The 16,865-nt window shown below is 66.6% G+C and carries 14 protein-coding genes; 10 read left to right on the top strand and 4 right to left on the bottom strand.

All coding sequences use genetic code 11. The annotated features are described in order from the left end of the window. Positions 1-20: 20 nt before the first annotated feature. From C1926_RS07065 to C1926_RS07110, 10 genes are all read left to right on the top strand, one after another. Complete coding sequence (locus tag C1926_RS07065; protein WP_079220525.1) at positions 21-386, top strand: DUF4398 domain-containing protein; 366 nt, start codon at positions 21-23, stop codon at positions 384-386. Beyond that, entirely contained in the window at positions 383-1,267 is an 885-nt protein-coding gene (locus C1926_RS07070) for an OmpA family protein (protein ID WP_108758717.1), read from the top strand. Before C1926_RS07065 ends, C1926_RS07070 begins: the two co-directional genes overlap by 4 nt. 324 nt (positions 1,268-1,591) lie before the next feature. After that, on the top strand, positions 1,592-1,828 hold the full coding sequence (locus C1926_RS07075; RefSeq protein WP_079220527.1) for a YdcH family protein: 237 nt from the start codon (positions 1,592-1,594) through the stop codon (positions 1,826-1,828). 366 nt (positions 1,829-2,194) lie between these two features. Then, on the top strand, positions 2,195-3,565 hold the full coding sequence (locus C1926_RS07080) for a pyridoxal-phosphate dependent enzyme (protein ID WP_079220528.1): 1,371 nt from the start codon (positions 2,195-2,197) through the stop codon (positions 3,563-3,565). Between the two features lie 125 nt (positions 3,566-3,690). After that, positions 3,691-4,866, top strand: a complete 1,176-nt coding sequence (locus C1926_RS07085) for a cystathionine gamma-synthase (protein ID WP_079220529.1) — start codon at positions 3,691-3,693, stop codon at positions 4,864-4,866. A gap of 179 nt (positions 4,867-5,045) precedes the next feature. After that, on the top strand, positions 5,046-5,726 hold the full coding sequence (locus tag C1926_RS07090; RefSeq protein ID WP_254057378.1) for an FkbM family methyltransferase: 681 nt from the start codon (positions 5,046-5,048) through the stop codon (positions 5,724-5,726). Between the two features lie 49 nt (positions 5,727-5,775). After that, a complete protein-coding gene (locus tag C1926_RS07095) occupies positions 5,776-6,852 on the top strand; it encodes an NAD(P)-dependent oxidoreductase (protein WP_108758719.1) in 1,077 nt (358 codons plus the stop codon). After that, positions 6,849-8,804 carry a glycosyltransferase gene (locus tag C1926_RS07100; RefSeq protein WP_254057379.1) on the top strand — a complete coding sequence of 652 codons (1,956 nt, stop codon included), beginning with the start codon at positions 6,849-6,851 and terminating at the stop codon, positions 8,802-8,804. Before C1926_RS07095 ends, C1926_RS07100 begins: the two co-directional genes overlap by 4 nt. 15 nt (positions 8,805-8,819) lie before the next feature. Continuing rightward, on the top strand, positions 8,820-9,122 hold the full coding sequence (locus C1926_RS07105; protein ID WP_079220533.1) for a hypothetical protein: 303 nt from the start codon (positions 8,820-8,822) through the stop codon (positions 9,120-9,122). Then, positions 9,122-10,276, top strand: a complete 1,155-nt coding sequence (locus C1926_RS07110) for a glycosyltransferase family 2 protein (protein ID WP_108758721.1) — start codon at positions 9,122-9,124, stop codon at positions 10,274-10,276. The genes C1926_RS07105 and C1926_RS07110 overlap by 1 nt, the downstream gene beginning before the upstream one ends. Positions 10,277-10,299: 23 nt before the next feature. Here C1926_RS07110 and C1926_RS07115 read toward each other — a convergent pair whose 3' ends face one another. The 4 genes from C1926_RS07115 to C1926_RS07130 form a co-directional block, all read right to left on the bottom strand. Beyond that, the gene (locus C1926_RS07115; RefSeq protein WP_108758722.1) at positions 10,300-11,592 is read right to left on the bottom strand and encodes an acyltransferase; all 1,293 of its coding nucleotides are present in this window, start codon (positions 11,590-11,592) and stop codon (positions 10,300-10,302) included. 167 nt (positions 11,593-11,759) lie between these two features. Next, positions 11,760-14,708 carry an FkbM family methyltransferase gene (locus tag C1926_RS07120; RefSeq protein ID WP_108758723.1) on the bottom strand — a complete coding sequence of 983 codons (2,949 nt, stop codon included), beginning with the start codon at positions 14,706-14,708 and terminating at the stop codon, positions 11,760-11,762. Further along, on the bottom strand, positions 14,705-16,021 hold the full coding sequence (locus C1926_RS07125) for an ABC transporter ATP-binding protein (RefSeq protein ID WP_108758724.1): 1,317 nt from the start codon (positions 16,019-16,021) through the stop codon (positions 14,705-14,707). The genes C1926_RS07120 and C1926_RS07125 overlap by 4 nt, the downstream gene beginning before the upstream one ends. After that, on the bottom strand, positions 16,011-16,829 hold the full coding sequence (locus C1926_RS07130) for an ABC transporter permease (protein WP_079220538.1): 819 nt from the start codon (positions 16,827-16,829) through the stop codon (positions 16,011-16,013). Before C1926_RS07130 ends, C1926_RS07125 begins: the two co-directional genes overlap by 11 nt. Positions 16,830-16,865 lie beyond the last annotated feature (36 nt).

Genomic DNA, 16,865 nt, shown 5'->3' on the forward strand with positions numbered 1-16,865 from the left:
AACGACTTAGCTTCGCACGAATGCGCCACAGCCTGTATGTGATGGCGTTTGCATTCGCACTCTCTGCCCCCGTCTGGGCGCAGGATGGCGCACAGGAACTGGCCCAGGCCCGGCAGGCGGTGGACAAGGCCACCCAGGCCGACGCCGACCAGTACGCCCCCGATCTGATCGGTCTGGCCCGCCAGGGCCTGGAGCAGGCCCAGCGTGCCGCCGGCGACCGCCGCGAGCGCAAGAACGCCCCGGCGCTGGCCCTGCGCGCCGCCGCCGATGCCGACCTGGCCCGTGCCCGCAGCGAGGAAGCCACCGCCACCGCCCAGCTGCAGCTGCGCCGCAACGAGGTCAACCAGCTGCAGCGCCAGCTGTCGACCGGGGAGGACCGCCGATGAAGTCGATCTCCGCCCTGGCCCTGGCCACCGCGCTGGCGCTGCCGGCCCTGGCCGCCGCCGCCGACAACCCGATGGTCGGCCAGCTGACCCAGCGCCTGATGAACATCCAGGCCAATCCTGACACCGCCGAGCTGGCCGCGTTCGAACGCATGCAGGCCCAGCAGGCCATCACCACCCTGGACAAGGCCAAGCGCCGTGACCAGGAACTGGCCACCTACCTGGCCGAACGCCGGGTCGAGATCGCCGAGACCAGCGTGCGCGCCGCCCTGGCCGCCCGCGAGGTGGATCGCCTGGACCGCACCCGCAGCGACCTGCTGATCGAAGCCAGCCGCCGCGATGCTGCCCGTGCCCGCCAGGAAGCGGAACAGCTGCGCATGCAGGCGCAGATGCAGGCCGAGGAAGCCGAGCGCCTGCGCCAGGCCGCCGAAGCCGAGACCCTGGCCCGCCAGGACGCCGAGAACGCCCTGACCAGCGTGGCCGGCAAGCAGCAGCAGCGCCTCAGCTCGGCCCAGCAGAACGCGGCCAAGCTGGCCCGCGAGGAAGCCGAACTGGTGTCCGGGCAGAAGCTGCCGGGGTCGAAGTTCGATGCCCGTGGCGAAGTCTTCACCCTGGGCGGCGACGCCTTCGGCGCCGGTGCGGCCAGCCTGTCCGGCGGTGCGAAGAACCAGGCCAAGGCGCTGGCCGAGTACCTGAACATCGGCAAGAAGGGCCGGGTCCGCATCGAGGCCTATGACAGCGCCAGTGGCGTCGGCCAGAAGCGCGCCGAAGCCCTGCGCGATGCCCTGGTTTCGGCCGGTGTCGCCAGCAGCCGCATCCAGGTCAGCGGCAAGAAGGCAGCGTCCACCAAGGCCCGCTCGGCCGAGGTCATCGTCGCGCCGTAATTGCTTGAATCTGTTTGTTTTTCGTTGCGTTGAGTATTCAGCCTGAACCCCGCCCCGGCGGGGTTCGGTCTTTTTGTCGCGGGGGTCTTGTACCCGGCCCGGAGCAGGCGTAGGGTCAATCGTCCGGGACGCAATGCCGCGGACCGGACGATGGGAGGGCCGGGCCGATGAAAGCAGGGCGCGAACCGCAGCAGACCGACGTGCGCAGGCCAGTGCCGCAGGTCGTTGTGGGCACCCATGTGGCAATCGACCGGCGCTCCTCCATGAACAACGCCCCGTGCCTTGCGGCCGGGGCGTTCGTGTATCTGTCGAAGGAGGTCCATCATGTTTGAAGATCAGCCCCAGAGCGAGATCGACGCCCGTCGCGCGCGTGATCCGGAGTTCCGGGCACTCCATGACCAGCACCGCAAGTTGAACAAGAAGTGCATGGACGCGGAGCTGGGTGTACTCCCGATCGATGATGTCACCCTGGGTCGCATGAAGCGCGAGAAGCTGCTGGCCAAGCAACGCCTTCTGCGTATGTACGAAACACCGCTCGCAACGACGTCCCCCACGCACTGACGCTCCGGTCGCGCCGGGAACGGCGTGACCTGGCCAACGATGGCCCCGCGGTTGCCGGCAACGGCGGCCGCGCCAAGGCACCACAGGCGGTGGTGCCTTGGCCTGCAGGCACGGCCTGCAACCCTGCGCATACCTTCAGTCCACCGATGCGGGCGGTACTGGTCTCCTCGTCGATCCGGGGCCGTCCGCATCCCCTTGGGCGCTCAGCCGAGCATGGGCTCGGCTCTACAAAGGCTCAGCTGGTGGGTGCCGACCGTACCCTGGTGGGTGCCGACCGTTGGTCGGCACGCTCCACTCCTGACTTTCACGACTATCCGGCGGATAATCATCTGTCCGGCCCTGCGTGGCGCGAACCGAAGTTTCCGAATGCCCATCCATTCCTCCGTCCTCGAACTCATCGGCCAGACCCCCATCGTCAAGGCCCAGCGCCTGGATACCGGCGTCTGCGAGCTCTACCTGAAGCTCGAAAGCGCCAACCCGGGCGGATCGATCAAGGACCGCATCGGTCTGTCGATGATCGAAGCAGCGGAACAGCGCGGCGACCTCAAGCCCGGCGCGACCCTGGTTGAAGGCACCGCCGGCAATACCGGACTGGGCCTGGCGCTGGTGGCGCAGCAGAAGGGCTACAAGCTGATCCTTGTCGTCCCCGACAAGATGAGCCGCGAAAAGATCTTCAACCTGAAGGCGATGGGCGCCGAAGTGCGCCTGACCCGTTCGGATGTGGCCAAGGGCCACCCGGAGTACTACCAGGACCTGGCCAAGACCATCGCTGACCAGACCCCGGGCGCGTACTTCATCAACCAGTTCGGCAACCCGGACAACCCGGCCGCGCACGAATTCGGCACCGGTCCGGAAATCCTCGAACAGATGGGCGGCGACCTCGACGCCATCGTGTTCGGCTGCGGCAGCTCGGGCACCATGACCGGCCTGTCGCGCGCCTTCGCCAAGCTGTCGCCGAAGACCGAGCTGGTGCTGGCCGATCCGGTCGGCTCGATCCTGGCCGAGTACATCAACGACGGCAACCTGAACGACAAGTCGGGCAGCTGGCTGGTGGAAGGCATCGGCGAGGACTTCCTGCCGTCGATCTCGGACTTCAGCCGCGTCAAGAAGGCGTATCCCATCACCGATGCGGAGAGCTTCCACACCGCCCGCGAGCTGCTGGGCAAGGAAGGCATCCTCGGTGGTTCGTCCACCGGCACGCTGCTGGCCGCCGGCCTGAAGTACTGCAGGGAACAGACCACGCCGAAGAAGGTGCTGGTGCTGGTGCCCGACACCGGCAACAAGTATCTGTCGAAGATGTACAACGACTACTGGATGCTGGACAACGGTTTCCTGGAACGCCCGCAGCACGGCGACCTGCGTGACCTGATCCTGCGCCCGTACGGCCAGCGCGACACCGTGGTGATCGGCCCGAACGACCTGCTGACCACCGCCTACCAGCGCATGAAGCTGTACGACGTGTCGCAGCTGCCGGTGATGGACGGCGACCAGCTGGTCGGCATCGTCGATGAAAGCGACGTGCTGCTGCATGTGTACGGCGATGAAGCGCGCTTCCGCGACCCGGTGGCCACGGCCATGGTCAGCAAGCTGGACCGCCTGGACGTGAAGTCGCCGATCGAGGCGCTGCTGCCGGTGTTCGACCGCGGCCAGGTGGCCATCGTCATGGACGGCGCCGCCTTCCTCGGCCTGATCACCCGCATCGACCTGCTGAACTACCTGCGCCGTCGCGTTCAGTAAGCGGCAGATCGCCGCTGATCCCTGCTTATTCCCGGTTTATCCGCGTCAAAGCTCGTTAAGACTGCGCTGATAGACTTTTGATGCTTTGGCGGCGCCGTATGTCGGCGCCAATCAGGAAACGACACATGTCCAACCCTTCTTCGCCCGACCGCGCGCTGGCGCTGGCCACGCTGGCCATCCATGGCGGCCAGTCGCCCGACCCGAGCACCGGCGCGGTGATGCCGCCGATCTACGCTACCTCGACCTACGCCCAGTCCAGCCCGGGTGAACACCAGGGCTTCGAGTACTCGCGTACGCACAACCCGACCCGCTTCGCCTACGAGCGCTGCGTTGCGTCGCTGGAAGGTGGCACGCGTGGTTTCGCCTTCGCCTCGGGCATGGCCGCCAGCTCCACCGTGATCGAACTGCTGGACGCCGGCAGCCACGTGGTGGCGATGGACGACATCTATGGCGGCAGCTTCCGCCTGTTCGAACGCGTGCGCCGCCGCACCGCCGCGCTGGATTTCAGCTTCGTCGACCTGACCGACCTGGCGGCCTTCGAAGCAGCGATCACGCCGAAGACGAAGATGGTCTGGATCGAGACCCCGACCAACCCGATGCTGAAGATCGTGGACATCGCCGCGGTCGCCGCCATCGCCAAGCGCCATGGCCTGATCGTGGTCGTCGACAACACCTTCGCCTCGCCGATGCTGCAGCGTCCGCTGGAGCTGGGCGCGGACCTGGTGCTGCACTCGGCCACCAAGTACCTCAACGGCCACTCGGACATGGTCGGTGGCATGGTCGTGGCCGGCGACAATGCCGAGCTGGCCGAGCAGATGGCCTTCCTGCAGAACTCGGTCGGTGGCGTGCAGGGTCCGTTCGACAGCTTCCTGGCCCTGCGTGGCCTGAAGACCTTGCCGCTGCGCATGAAGGCGCACTGCGCCAATGCGCTGGCCCTGGCCCAGTGGCTGGAAAAGCACCCGGCCGTGGACAAGGTGATCTACCCGGGCCTGCCCTCGCACCCGCAGCATGAACTAGCCGGCAAGCAGATGTCCGGCTACGGCGGCATCGTCTCGATCGTGCTCAAGGGCGGTTTCGACGCGGCCAAGCGCTTCTGCGAGAAGACCGAACTGTTCACCCTGGCCGAGTCGCTGGGTGGCGTGGAAAGCCTGGTCAACCACCCGGCGGTGATGACCCATGCCTCGATCCCGGTGGCACGCCGCGAGCAGCTGGGCATCAGCGATGCACTGGTGCGCCTGAGCGTGGGCGTGGAAGACCTGGGTGACCTGCAGGTGGACCTGGAGAACGCACTGGCGATGTAAGCGCCCGCCTGCGGGCGTGGCTTGATGGAGACTGCAGCCTGGAGCAGAAGATGAACGCACCCGAGCGTGGGTACAGAGACACCAATGCACCTGGCATGCCGGCAGGCATACAGGATTGGCGCGTTCAACGGATCTCCACCGATGCCGGTGACCTGTGGTTTCCAATGGAAGACCAGGTGATGCGCGAGCATGCCCGCAACAGCGGGCACTGGGACGCCGAGGTCGGCAAGGTGCTGCTGGACGCAGCAAGGAACCGCGCCGAGGGTGTGTTCATCGATATCGGCGCAAACGTGGGCTACTTCTCCTGCCTGCTGTCGCAGCGCTATCCGGCCCTGCGCACGCTGGCGTTCGAACCGCAGCCGAAGATGAGCGACCTGCTTCGGCTCAACGTCTGGCCGCACGGTGACCGGGTCCGCGTGCACGCCTGCGCGCTGGGTGAAGCACGCGGTGTCATCGGGCTGCGCAGCTCGCCCAACAACCTGGGCGATACCCGTGGCGTGGAAGACGATGCCGTGGACATGCTGGTGCCCTGCATCAGCCTGGATGCCCTGTATCCGGAGCTGCAGGCCGACGTCGTCAAGATCGACGTGCAGGGGTACGAGCTGCAGGTGCTGCGTGGCATGGCCGGCGTGATCGCGCGATCACCGGGCATACGCATCGTCGTGGAATTCAGCCCGGCGCTGCTGCGTGCCGAGCACATCGACCCCCTGCAGGCGCTGGATGCCTATCGGGCGTTCGGCCTGCGCCTGCTGGTGATAGGCGATGGCTCCCTGCAGGAACTGAACAACGGCGAGATCCTTCGCCACTGCGCCACTGCCGGCCCGTCGGGCCAGGTAGATCTGCTGCTTTCCCGCGACTGAAAGATGTTGCGTGGCAACGGCCACTAGAACGAACAAGGAATTCATGACAATGCAGAAGGCAGTAATCGTCACGGGCGGCGCAGGCTTCATCGGGTGTGCGCTCTCCGCGCAGCTCAAGGCGTTTGGTCTTCCCATCGTGGCGGTGGACAACCTGCATCCCCAGATCCACGCGGAATCGCGCCGGCCTGATGCACTGGACGCGGACGTGGAGCTGATCGTCGGCGACGTCACCGAGGCCGCGACCTGGGAAAAGGTGCTCGACCGCTGGCACCCGTCCATCGTGGTGCACCTTGCTGCCGAGACCGGCACCGGGCAGTCACTGACCGAGGCGTCGCGCCACGCGCACGTCAACGTCGTGGGAACCACGGCGATGATCGATGCGTTCTCGGCCCGCAACCTGGTGCCTGACCATGTGCTGCTGGCCTCCAGCCGCGCGGTATATGGCGAAGGCGCATGGCTGGATGCTGATGGCACGACGTTCTATCCGCCGCCGCGTTCGCATGCCGTCCTGGCGCGGGCGCAGTGGGACGCGGCATCCCCTTCGGCCACGGGTCCGGCGCAGCCGCTGCCGCATCGCGCAGATGCCGTGTTCCCGGCCCCGACCAGCGTGTACGGCGGCACCAAGCTGGCGCAGGAGCACATCCTCGCCGCGTGGTGTGGCGCGATGCAGGTCCCGCTGTCGGTCTTCCGCCTGCAGAACGTGTACGGCCCGGGCCAGTCGCCCTTCAACGCCTATACCGGCATCATCACGCTGTTCCACCGGCTGGCGCGCAAGGGCCAGGCGCTGGACATCTACGAAGACGGCTTGATCGGGCGCGATTTCGTCTACATCGATGACGTGGTGGCAGCCCTGGTGGCAGGCCTGCACAGCCCGCCGTCGAGCGTGCGCACCCTCGACGTCGGCAGTGGCGTGGTCACCACCATCGCCGATGCTGCCCGTGCGATCGCCGCCATGCACGATGCTCCGGCGCCCGTGGTCTGCGGCAAGTTCCGCGACGGCGACGTGCGCTGGGCCGTTGCCGATGCATCGCCGCTGGCGGCGTCGCTGGGCGTGCGTGCGCAGGTTTCCTTCGATGAAGGTGCGCGCCGTGTCGGCCAGTGGCTGATCGAGCGGGGGTACGCATGAGCCAGTCGTCGTCCATGGATGAGCCCTGCGCTGTCGTCACGCTGGCGGCAATCACGGGGTCGCCGCGGGACTGGCTCGATTCGGTACGCTCGCTGGAGAAGGTGCAGGACAGCAACGGCTGCTTCATCGCCGCCTGGGACAACGTGACTGCCGAGCAGTGCTTCAAGGGTGCCAAGGCACAGCTGCTGTCGGCGTGGACGCTGTCGGCGGCCCTGTCCAGCGTGCTCGAACAGCGCCCCGGCCTTGAGGCGGTGCTCGTGGCCGGCTCACCCGTCGCGGTGCCGCCGGCGGTGCTGCAGCGGGCGCTGGCCTGGATGCGCGACGACCCGCGCATTGCATCGGTATCGTTCCTGTCCAATGCCGCCGGCATGCTGAGTTTCCCCTACCGCAATTCGCCCACGCCCTACGGCATCGGTGGCATGGATGAGGTGGGCGTGTGTGCGCGCCTCCGGCAGACCTTGCCGGACAGCGGGCCGGTGTCGCTGCAGGTTCCGGTGGGACCGGCCGTACTGGTGAACGCATCCGTGCTGCGCGCGCTGGGCGGGCTGGACGACCAGCGCGACAATCTCGTCTCGCTGTCGCTGGCCGAGTTCGGCCTGCGCAGCGCACGCCGCGGCTTCCGCCACGTGCTCGACGCCGGCACCTACGTCACCGCGCAGTGGACGGCGGCGGGTGCTCCGGTGGAAGCCACCGAAGATGCGGGATCGCGCGCATCGCTGCATGCGGCCGATGCCAGTTTCCCGGCCCTGCATGACCAGCTGCGTGCATCGGAAAAATCGCCGCTGGCCATCGCCCTGGATGTTGCCAGGTCGAAGGTGCAGGGACTGCGGATCCTGATCGACGGCTCCTGCCTGGGGCCGATGGAGATGGGCACCCAGGTGCAGACCCTGGCGCTGGTGCGCGCGCTGCTGCGCCGCGAGGATGTCAGCCGGGTGATCCTGGCCGTGCCGCACGGTCACCTGCCGGTCTATGCCGCCGACCTGATGCTGCAGCCGAAGGTAACCCTGTGCAATGCGGCGGACCTGCGCTTCGAGGGCGCCGACGAAGTGGACATCCTGCATCGTCCCTTCCAGCCCGACAGCCTGATTCCCTGGGATCGCTGGCGCCAGCTGGCCAAGCGCACGGTGGTGACCCTGCAGGATCTGATCGCCTACCGGATCGGCAGTTACCACGACAGCGGCGAGCGTTGGCTGCAGTACCGCAGCAACATCGAGACGGCCGCGCGCAACGCCGATGCGATCGTGGCCATTTCGGCAGACACCCGCGATTCCGTGGTCGAGGAGCGGTTGCCGATCGACCTCCAGCGCGTCCACATTGCCAAGAATGGCGGTGACCACCTCGCCGATACCGATGTGGAGCAGATTCCGGCCGAGCTGGTCGCCCGTGGCATGGCCGCGATGCCGTTCCTGCTGGTGCTCGGCGCGAGCTATTCGCACAAGAACCGTGACCTGGCCATCCGTACCTGGAACACCCTGCGCGAGCGCGGGCATGCCATCGGGCTGGTGCTGGCGGGTGCCGTGGTGGCCAAGGGCTCGTCGCGGCAGGAAGAGGCCCTGGCACGGCGGGCATCCGACGAGGACGCGCTGCTGGTGCTGCCCGATGTCAGCAGCGCCGCGCGCAACTGGCTGCTGCGCCATGCGGCCATCGTGCTGTACCCAACCTCCGCCGAGGGATTCGGCCTGGTGCCCTTCGAAGCGGCAGCCATGGGCACGCCCACCGCGCACGTCAACTTCGGGCCGCTCCGCGAGCTGATCGATTCGCCTGACCTGCCGCGTGACTGGGACCCGGCGCACATGGCCGACTACTGCCAGCAGCTGCTGGCGGACCCGCAGCAGGGCGCGCGCAACATCCGCCACATCCTTGCAAGTGGTGCCCCATTGACCTGGGACGCAACGGCCACTGACCTCGTCCACGCCTACCGCCAGATCCTGGCTGGCGCACCGCGCCACTAATGGAATATTGAACGCATGAATACCACTGACCTGGATGGAATTTCCCTGGAGCAGGCGCTGATCGACTTCGAAGTCGCCAACGCCCGCGTGATGGACCTGACGTCGCGCCTGACGTCGATGAGCCGTGAGCTGATCAGCGCACGTTCCGAACTGGAGCGCATCAAGGTCGAGCAGGCCACGCAGCGGGTCGTGCCGGTGGTGCCGCCTGCCCTGGTTGCCGAGCATGCCGAGCTGAAGGAGCGGTTCGAGCGCGTGCGTTCGTCGCGCGCGGTGCAGATTGCAGCGATCTTCAGCGGCAAGCTGCGGCGGTTCCTCTGATGACCCGGCCACGCATCCTGCATTGCATCACCGTCTACAACGGACGGGCCTTCGTGCCTGCCGCCATCGAAAGTGCGATCCGCATGGACCAGACGCACGCGCAGATCGATGTGCTGGTGCTGGACGATGCCAGCCCGGAGCCGGGCTGGAGCGAGGAGCTGGCTGCGTTCTGCCGCGAGCGCGACGTCATGTATTACCGGACGCCGCGCAACCTCGGCATTCCGCGCAACGTGAGCCTGGGCATGCTGACTGCGGTCAAGCGCGGCTACGACTACGTGGTGATCAGCAATTCGGACGTGCTGTACCCGCGCGACCTGATGGGGCAGATGCTGGAGGTGTCCCGGCAGCCCGGTGTGGGTTCGGTCACCGCCTGGTCCAACAACGTTTCGATCTATTCGCTGCCCAATGAAGATCCCAACCGCTTCCTGCATGACCAGGGCGTGGTTGACTGGGTGCATGCCGGCCTGGCGGGTCATTTCGGCGATGCCGCCATGGATATTCCGGCAGGCATCTCGTTCTGCATCCTGATCTCCACCGATGTCGTGCGCGAGGTCGGCATCATGGACCCGTGTTTCGGCCGCGGTTACTGCGAAGAGACGGACTGGAGCCTGCGCAGCCTCGCCGCCGGTTACCGCATCGTGCTGGCGCCGGGCACCTACGTGTTCCACCACGGCCGCGGTTCCAACCTGGATGCCGGCATCGTGTCGCTCAATGCGACCACGGTACCTGCCAACGAGGCGATCATCGATCTGCGCTACCCGTTGTTCCGCCGGCAGGTGGATGCGTTCGTGCAGTCCGGCGTGCTGGCCCGGGCGCATGAGGATGCGATCCGCAAGCTGGTGGTCAGTGCAGGCCAGCAGTTTGGATATGGCATCGATGTGGGCTGGGTTGCGCGCGACCGCACGGATGAGAGCCAGGTCATCGTCCAGTTCTCACCCGACGCGGCACAGGGCGACGTGGTGGCATCGTTCCGCGGTTTCCGCCTGCCCATGAAGCTGGCATCCGGCGACCTGGGCGCGCAGGTCCGCGCCGTGTTCGGCACCGAGCCGTCGGAGTTGAACCTGTTCGATCGCGGCGGCGTGGCAGAGTCGCTGTCGGCCGAATTTGCTTCGGTGGCGCGTCCCGGCTTCGGGAACTATCCGGCAACGATCTGACGCTGCCGGACGGCCGCCGCGGTTCAGCGCCCTTCGGTGCTGGGCCGCGCGGGGGGCCGCACGCGTTGGCTGGCGCGTGCGGACCAGATCATCGAGGGCTTCTCGACGGTCAGGAACAGGATCAGCGAGAGCAGCAGGATGACGGCGGTTCCGCCGGTCATGAACTTCGCCAGGTGCCACCAGGGACGCGTCTCCGCCGCGATCCAGTAGTGGTTGTTCATGGTGTACAGCAGCGGCATGTGGATCAGGTAGATCGAATAGCCGAGCACGCCGAACAGGGCCAGGCCCGGGATGCTGGAGAAGCTGCGCTTGAACATGCTGCTGCCGAGTGAAAGGCCAAGGATGATGAGGCCATAGGCGACAGCAAACGGCATCGATTCCAGGTAGTAGAACAGCCGCGCAGGCCGGTCGTCCGTGCGGAAGTAGGCCGTGGGATCCTGGAAGCCGTAGGCCAGCGACAGGCCGCCGAGCTTGAACATGAAGGCAAGCAGCAGCACGGCGCCCAGCAGCGCATAGAGCAGGCCGGCGGTTTCGCTCAGCAGGGGGTGCGTGCGCGGCTTCAGCAGCAGCGCACTGATGCCGATGCCGATCGCGAAGTGCGGCAGGTAGCCCAGGATCTGGTGGCTGAGGAAGAAGCGGATGCCTTCCTGTGACCAGCTGAAGCCAAAGGTATGCCGCTGCAGGAAATCAACGAAGCCATCGAGATGGTAGCGGCACAGGTAGAGCCACGCGCCGCTGAGCAGGAAGGCGACGACGATGCCCTGCCACCAGCGCCCGCGGTAGAAGGCACGGACCACCAGCGGCAGCACGAGATAGAAGAGCATCTCGATGGTCAGCGTCCAGAACGGCGTTCCCACGGTGTAAGCGCCGAAGGAAAACGGGAACAGCGACTGGCCGAACGTCACGTGGCAGATGAAGATGACCGCGCCGGCAGCGCTCCAGACCTTTTCCTGGGGAATGAATGCCGGGGTGTAGAACAGGACCACCAGGAACAGCACCAGCCAATAGGGTGGGCCGATCCGCAGCACGCGTGCCTTGAGGTAGGGCAGGTAGTCCGGTGCCGGCTTGCCACTGGCATCGGCGCGCAGGAACCGGGTGGAGAGCAGGACACCGCTGAGGACGAAGAACAGGTCCACGCCCGAGGACATCATCACGATGATGCGTGACAGCTCCACGCCGGCGATGCTGGCCGATGGCGACCAGGAAAAGCCCCAGGCATGGCGCACGAGGACGAAGAGCACGGCGATCCCGCGTACCGCGTCGAGAAAGGGAATGTTCTTGTCCGGATTCGGCAGCAGCTTTTCAGCAAGGGCCATGAACCAGGTCTATCCGTGGAAGGGGAAGGGGCGCTGACATGCCGGCAGCGCCTGAAACCTACCACACCGGGTGATGCCCCCTGGGAAGCCTTCTTCACACGGCAAGGGGGCCGACGCCAGCGCGCCACCGCTGGCATCCCGCCTCAGTGCCTCAGTGCCTCAGTGCCTCAGCGCCCGCGCGCGCCGCGGTACAGCCGGGCCAGTCCGCGTGCCAGCCTGGACATGCCGGGCACGCGCAACGCGCGGTCGATCAGGTGCCCCAGGCGGACGCCGGCGCGCTGGCCGGACGTGCGCAGCGAGGGCGGCGGCAACGTCGCCGCCAGTCCGTCCAGGCGGCGCAGGGTCGTTGCGATCTGCTGCGCATCGACGCGGCGCATGGCCTCGTCCAGGGTGTCATAGACCTCCAGCGCCGAACGCCGCCACCCGTCTGCTTCGCCTTCGCGCCGCTCTTCGTTCCAGGCCGGGATGCCGGCGCCGAGGCGCGCGACCAGTTCGCCGGTGGTGTCATAGCGGTGGATGTTGGCTGACGTGGCTATCTGGCCGGCCAGTTCCCGGTTCAGCCCGGTATCGCGCACGAACACCGGGCGGCGGTGCGCCAGTGCATGCAGGACCGGGAAACCGAAGCCCTCATAGTGGCTCGGGAACACCACCAGCTCGGCATCGCGATAGAACGCACGGAACGTTTCGTCGTCGATGTGACCGGCCTGGAATGCCTCGATGTCCTTCGAACGCTCGCCTTCCTGCGGGTAGCCGATGGCGATGATCCTGCGGCCCGGCAGTGCACTGGCCAGTGCGTCCGCCGTTTCCTTCACGAACTTGTGGGCGTAGTGGTTGCCGATCACCAGGACATGGCTTCCGGCGGCCGCTGCCGGGTCGTACGCGGCATAGTCCGCCGGATCCAGCGAGTGCCGCGACACGCTCTGCATCACGTGCGGGCCGATGGCGTAGCGCTGGCGGATGCGGTCCAGGGTGAAAGCGGAATTGGTGAACAGCACGCTCATGTTCTCCAGCGCGAAGCGCCAGATGTCCTCGTCCATGTCCAGCGCCAGGTAGCCGCAGTCGCTGGAGATGGTGTCGAGCATGAAAATGCCCACCACTGGCGCGGTGCTGAACAGCCGGGTGAGCACGTCCACCTGGTAGGGCTGGCCGATGCGCACGACGGCTGCCGCCTGCCCGTTGCTCTGGCCGGGCTCAAGGCGGGTCAGGCCCGCCAGGCGCGGCATGCCGTGGAAGTCCCAGGCCTGCCGGCTCATGATCACGCCGATGCGCACGTCGTCGGGCCAGGAGCGCAGTGCCGCGGCGACCAGCTTCACCCCCGACTCGAACGTGCCGTTGTGGAAGGCGCCGAACGAGGAGAAATCGAACGCGATCATCCGCGGCGCATCAGCCGGTTCAAGCGCTTCCAGCAGCGTCTCGGCACGGTACTCGGGCGAGTGGTAGTAGCGTTCGACCAGCTTCGGGTATTCCGGATAGCGCGCGCGCAGCAACGCCCCGTTGTGTGCGTCGCGCTCGCTGCGCTGCTGCTGAGTGGTGGCGAAGGACTGCTCGCCCTGGTGCCATACGAAGGCATGGTTGGCCAGCACCGCACGATAACCCGCGCGGTTGGCGCGCATGATCAGGTCGTTTTCTTCGTTGTAGCCCTTGCCATACGCGGTGTCGAACACGCCGAACTCGGCCAGCAGCGTGCCACGGATCCAGAGCGCGAAGCCGATGGCGGTCGGCGCCAGGGTGCAGCGTGGCAGCCTTCGTGCCAGCGGCGCGAAGCGGGCGAAGGCTTCGGCGGCGCTGACGTCCTGGTGCTCCAGCGAGTGGGGCAGGCTGGCCAGGGTGGCATTGTTGCTGCGGGGGCAGACGAAACCGAACATGGGATCGAGGCCGGCGACGGCCAGCATTTCGCTGATCGCACCGGGCATCACTTCGGTATCCGAATTGAGCAGCAGCACGTCGGCACCCTCTGCGATCGCGCGGGCGAACGCGCGGTTGCAGGTGCCGATGAAGCCCAGGTTGTCCTCGTTGGCGATGCCCTGCAGCGGTACGCCCTCCAGGCCGGCCTGCAGTGCATCATCCAGGGCCCGCGCCAGGCCGTCGTGGCCAGGGCTGTCGTTGTAGAACCAGACCGAGGCGCGTGCGGCAGCCAGCTCGCTGGCGACGTTGCGCAGCCCGCGCATCAACGGGGCGACGAGCTGTTCGTTGCGATAGAAGGGAACCACCACGTGCAGCGGCGGGCGGACCTGCGCTTCTTCGGGGGTGGCGTGCATTGCCTGGCGGCGCACCGCTTCCACCTTCGGCGCATCCGGCAGCATCTCCGGCAGGTACTGCGGCTTCTCGAGCAGCAGGGCCACCACGTCTTCCAGGATGTTGATCGGCCGCATGTCCTGCAGGGGCAGGTCATCCACGCGTTCTTCCGGTACTAGGAACAGCGCGCACTCGGCATTGCTGCCGAAGAAGTTGTCCGGGCAGCGGTTGATGTTGTCCGGGTTATACGCCGGATAGATCGCACCGAACGCGCGATAGCCCAGCTGTTCGGACGCGGCCAGCGTCGATGCGGCGCCACTGACCGAATTGCACTCGGCGAACACCACCGGCCGGCAGCGCTGCAGCGTGTCCCGCGCGCCATGGATCACGTCGGCTTCCATGCCCTCGACGTCGATCTTGATCAGGTCCAGGCGCGGCAGTTCCAGCATGTCCAGGGTGATCAACGCGACTTCGTAACCCTCGTGATGGTCGACCAGGGCCAGGCTTCCCAGGTTCTGGCTGCCTTCCTCCGGATCCAGCAGGCGGATGCTGCCTGGCTGGCTGGAGACACCAACGTTGCGGGCCTCGATGATCGCCTCCAGCGCATTGCGCTGGATGTTGCGGCCAAGCACGGCGAAGGTGTCGCGGCGCGGCTCGAAGGCCAGCACGCGCCCCAGCGGGCCGGTGGCACGGGCCAGTGCGATGGCATGGGTGCCGATGAACGAGCCGACGTCGGCCACGACACCGCCGGAGGGGACGAAGCGGCGCAGCAGGTCCAGCTCGGTCTCGGCCCATTCGCCATACCAGCGGAGCGAATCGGCGACGACGGAGTCGCCCGGAAGGGTTTCGAAGACGCCATGGCGCCCGTTGATCGTGGTCATGTGGTGTGCGACGTGCGGAACGAGACATCCAGCGGTTCGGCGCCGGAGATGCCATGGACGAGTTGGGAGTTGAGGGCCGTCAGGACGATCACATCGTGCAGCCAGTGATGCTGCACGTGATCATCGCCGGGGCCTTCGGCGAGGGCTACATCCAGGCTGTATTCGCCACGTATCAGGCGCGGCAGGCGCATCTGGAACGTGACCGTGAACGCGCTGCCGGCATCGACCGAAATCGCTTCTTCGCGCAGGTAGCTGTCCGAACTTTCGGCAACGACGAACTGGCCCTTGCGGTCCTTCAGCATGAAGCCGACCGCCGGGTAGGCCAGGGCCTTGCCGGCACGCGCGGAAATGCACAGGCGAACGTCATCACCGGAGGTGAACTCGGTGAGCGCGTTGCCATCCACATCGGTGAACACCACGTCCTCGATGGTCGCGCCGCCGGCGCCGAATCCCTCGGCGTCCGGGCGGAAGCTGCCCGCGTGGAAATGCGTGGACTGCACGTTGCTGGCCTGGTAGTTGCCCGCCCGGGCCGCCTGCGGTGCGGACACTTCGGGGGCGTCCATGCGGTCGGCATACAGGTCGCGCAGGTAGATGGCCGAGATCTCGCGCGCACTGCCCACATCGCACAGGTAATGCCCTTCCTGGCGGCGCAGCAGCACGGCCGACGCGCACAGCGCGTTGACCGCGCCCATGTCATGGCTGACGAACAGCAGGGTGCCGCCCTGGCGCTGGAACCCCGCCAGGAAGCGCATGCACTTCTGCTGGAAGTAGGCATCACCCACGCTCAACGCCTCATCGATGATGAGGATGTCCGCATCCACGTGCGCGATCACCGCAAACGCCAGTCGCACATACATGCCGCTGGAGTAGGTCTTCACCGGCTGTTCGATGAAGGCGCCGATATCGGCAAATGCCGCGATGGCATCGAAGCGCTTGGACACCGTCTCGCGATCGACGCCATACAGCGAAGCTGCCAGGTAGACGTTCTCGCGGCCCGAAAATTCCGGATTGAAGCCGGCGCCGAGCTCCAGCAGCGCGGCGACCCGGCCATTGACCGTGATCTCGCCCTCGGTCGGGGTGAGGGTGCCGCAGATCATCTGCAGCAAGGTGGATTTGCCGGCACCGTTGCGGCCGATGATGCCGACCGTCTCGCCGCGACGGATCGTGAAGCCGACTTCGCGCAGTGCCCAGAATTCGCGGTAGTACTGCCGGCGGCCACGCCAGAGCATCTGCATCAGGCGATGCGCCGGCTTTTCGTAGATGTTGAAACACTTGCCCAGGTCGCGCACCTGGATCGCGATGTCAGAGCACATCGGCAAACCCCCTGCGCGTGCGCTGGAAGAAGGCGAAGCCAGCGACGAACACCAGTGCCGAGACCAGCAGGCAGATGGGGTACAGCACCGGGTCCAGGCCCTTGCCCCAGATCAGGACATCACGCATCTGCGCGACGATCGGCGCCAGCGGGTTGATGTTGAGGAACGGGCGCAGCGAGGCCGGGATCGCGTCGATCGGATAGAAGATGGGGGTCAGGAACATCACCGCGGTGGTGATGATGGCCGTGATCTGTGCGGTGTCGCGCAGGAATACGCCCAGTGCCGACAGCAGCCAGGCCACGCCGGTCATGAACAGCACCATCGGCAGCATGACCACCGGGGCGAGCAGGGCGGTCACCGGCGGCAGGCCGGTCGAGACCAGGTAGAACAGCAGCCACACCACCAGGTTCACCGCCAGGCTGAACATGGCGGTGAGCACGCTCACCCAGGGCAGCACTTCGAGCGGGAAGACAACCTTCTTCACGTAGTTCGCGTTGCCCACGATGAGAGTGGGCGCGCGGTTGAACACTTCGGAGAACAGGTTGAACACCAGCAGGCCACTGAACAGGACCAGGGCGAACTCGGTGCGCGAGCCGCTGCCGCCGGGCCAGCGTGCCTTGAACACCTCGCTGAAAACGAAGGTGTAGATGGCCAGCATGAAGACCGGCTGGACCAGGGCCCAGGCAAGGCCCAGCAGCGACCCCCGGTAACGGGCGGCAATCTCGCGGGCGGCGAGGGCCAGGACCAGCCCGCGGTTATGGCGCAGGCTGCGCAGGAGGTGCAGCGGGGAGCTGGGATAGGCTTCCATTCATCGGTGACAAAGGGATCGACCCCCTAGTTTACT

The sequence above is a fragment of the Stenotrophomonas sp. ZAC14A_NAIMI4_1 genome (assembly GCF_003086915.1).
Classification (GTDB): domain Bacteria; phylum Pseudomonadota; class Gammaproteobacteria; order Xanthomonadales; family Xanthomonadaceae; genus Stenotrophomonas.

Excerpts from the sequence above, each read along its gene's own strand:
- C1926_RS07080 (WP_079220528.1), top strand. The coding sequence starts at position 2,195 with ATGCCCATCCATTCCTCCGTCCTCGAACTCATCGGCCAGACCCCCATC.
- C1926_RS07070 (WP_108758717.1), top strand. The coding sequence starts at position 383 with ATGAAGTCGATCTCCGCCCTGGCCCTGGCCACCGCGCTGGCGCTGCCG.
- C1926_RS07100 (WP_254057379.1), top strand. The coding sequence starts at position 6,849 with ATGAGCCAGTCGTCGTCCATGGATGAGCCCTGCGCTGTCGTCACGCTG.
- C1926_RS07065 (WP_079220525.1), top strand. The coding sequence starts at position 21 with ATGCGCCACAGCCTGTATGTGATGGCGTTTGCATTCGCACTCTCTGCC.
- C1926_RS07125 (WP_108758724.1), bottom strand. The coding sequence starts at position 16,021 with ATGTGCTCTGACATCGCGATCCAGGTGCGCGACCTGGGCAAGTGTTTC.
- C1926_RS07075 (WP_079220527.1), top strand. The coding sequence starts at position 1,592 with ATGTTTGAAGATCAGCCCCAGAGCGAGATCGACGCCCGTCGCGCGCGT.
- C1926_RS07085 (WP_079220529.1), top strand. The coding sequence starts at position 3,691 with ATGTCCAACCCTTCTTCGCCCGACCGCGCGCTGGCGCTGGCCACGCTG.
- C1926_RS07130 (WP_079220538.1), bottom strand. The coding sequence starts at position 16,829 with ATGGAAGCCTATCCCAGCTCCCCGCTGCACCTCCTGCGCAGCCTGCGC.
- C1926_RS07120 (WP_108758723.1), bottom strand. The coding sequence starts at position 14,708 with ATGACCACGATCAACGGGCGCCATGGCGTCTTCGAAACCCTTCCGGGC.
- C1926_RS07095 (WP_108758719.1), top strand. The coding sequence starts at position 5,776 with ATGCAGAAGGCAGTAATCGTCACGGGCGGCGCAGGCTTCATCGGGTGT.
- C1926_RS07090 (WP_254057378.1), top strand. The coding sequence starts at position 5,046 with ATGCGCGAGCATGCCCGCAACAGCGGGCACTGGGACGCCGAGGTCGGC.
- C1926_RS07110 (WP_108758721.1), top strand. The coding sequence starts at position 9,122 with ATGACCCGGCCACGCATCCTGCATTGCATCACCGTCTACAACGGACGG.
- C1926_RS07105 (WP_079220533.1), top strand. The coding sequence starts at position 8,820 with ATGAATACCACTGACCTGGATGGAATTTCCCTGGAGCAGGCGCTGATC.
- C1926_RS07115 (WP_108758722.1), bottom strand. The coding sequence starts at position 11,592 with ATGGCCCTTGCTGAAAAGCTGCTGCCGAATCCGGACAAGAACATTCCC.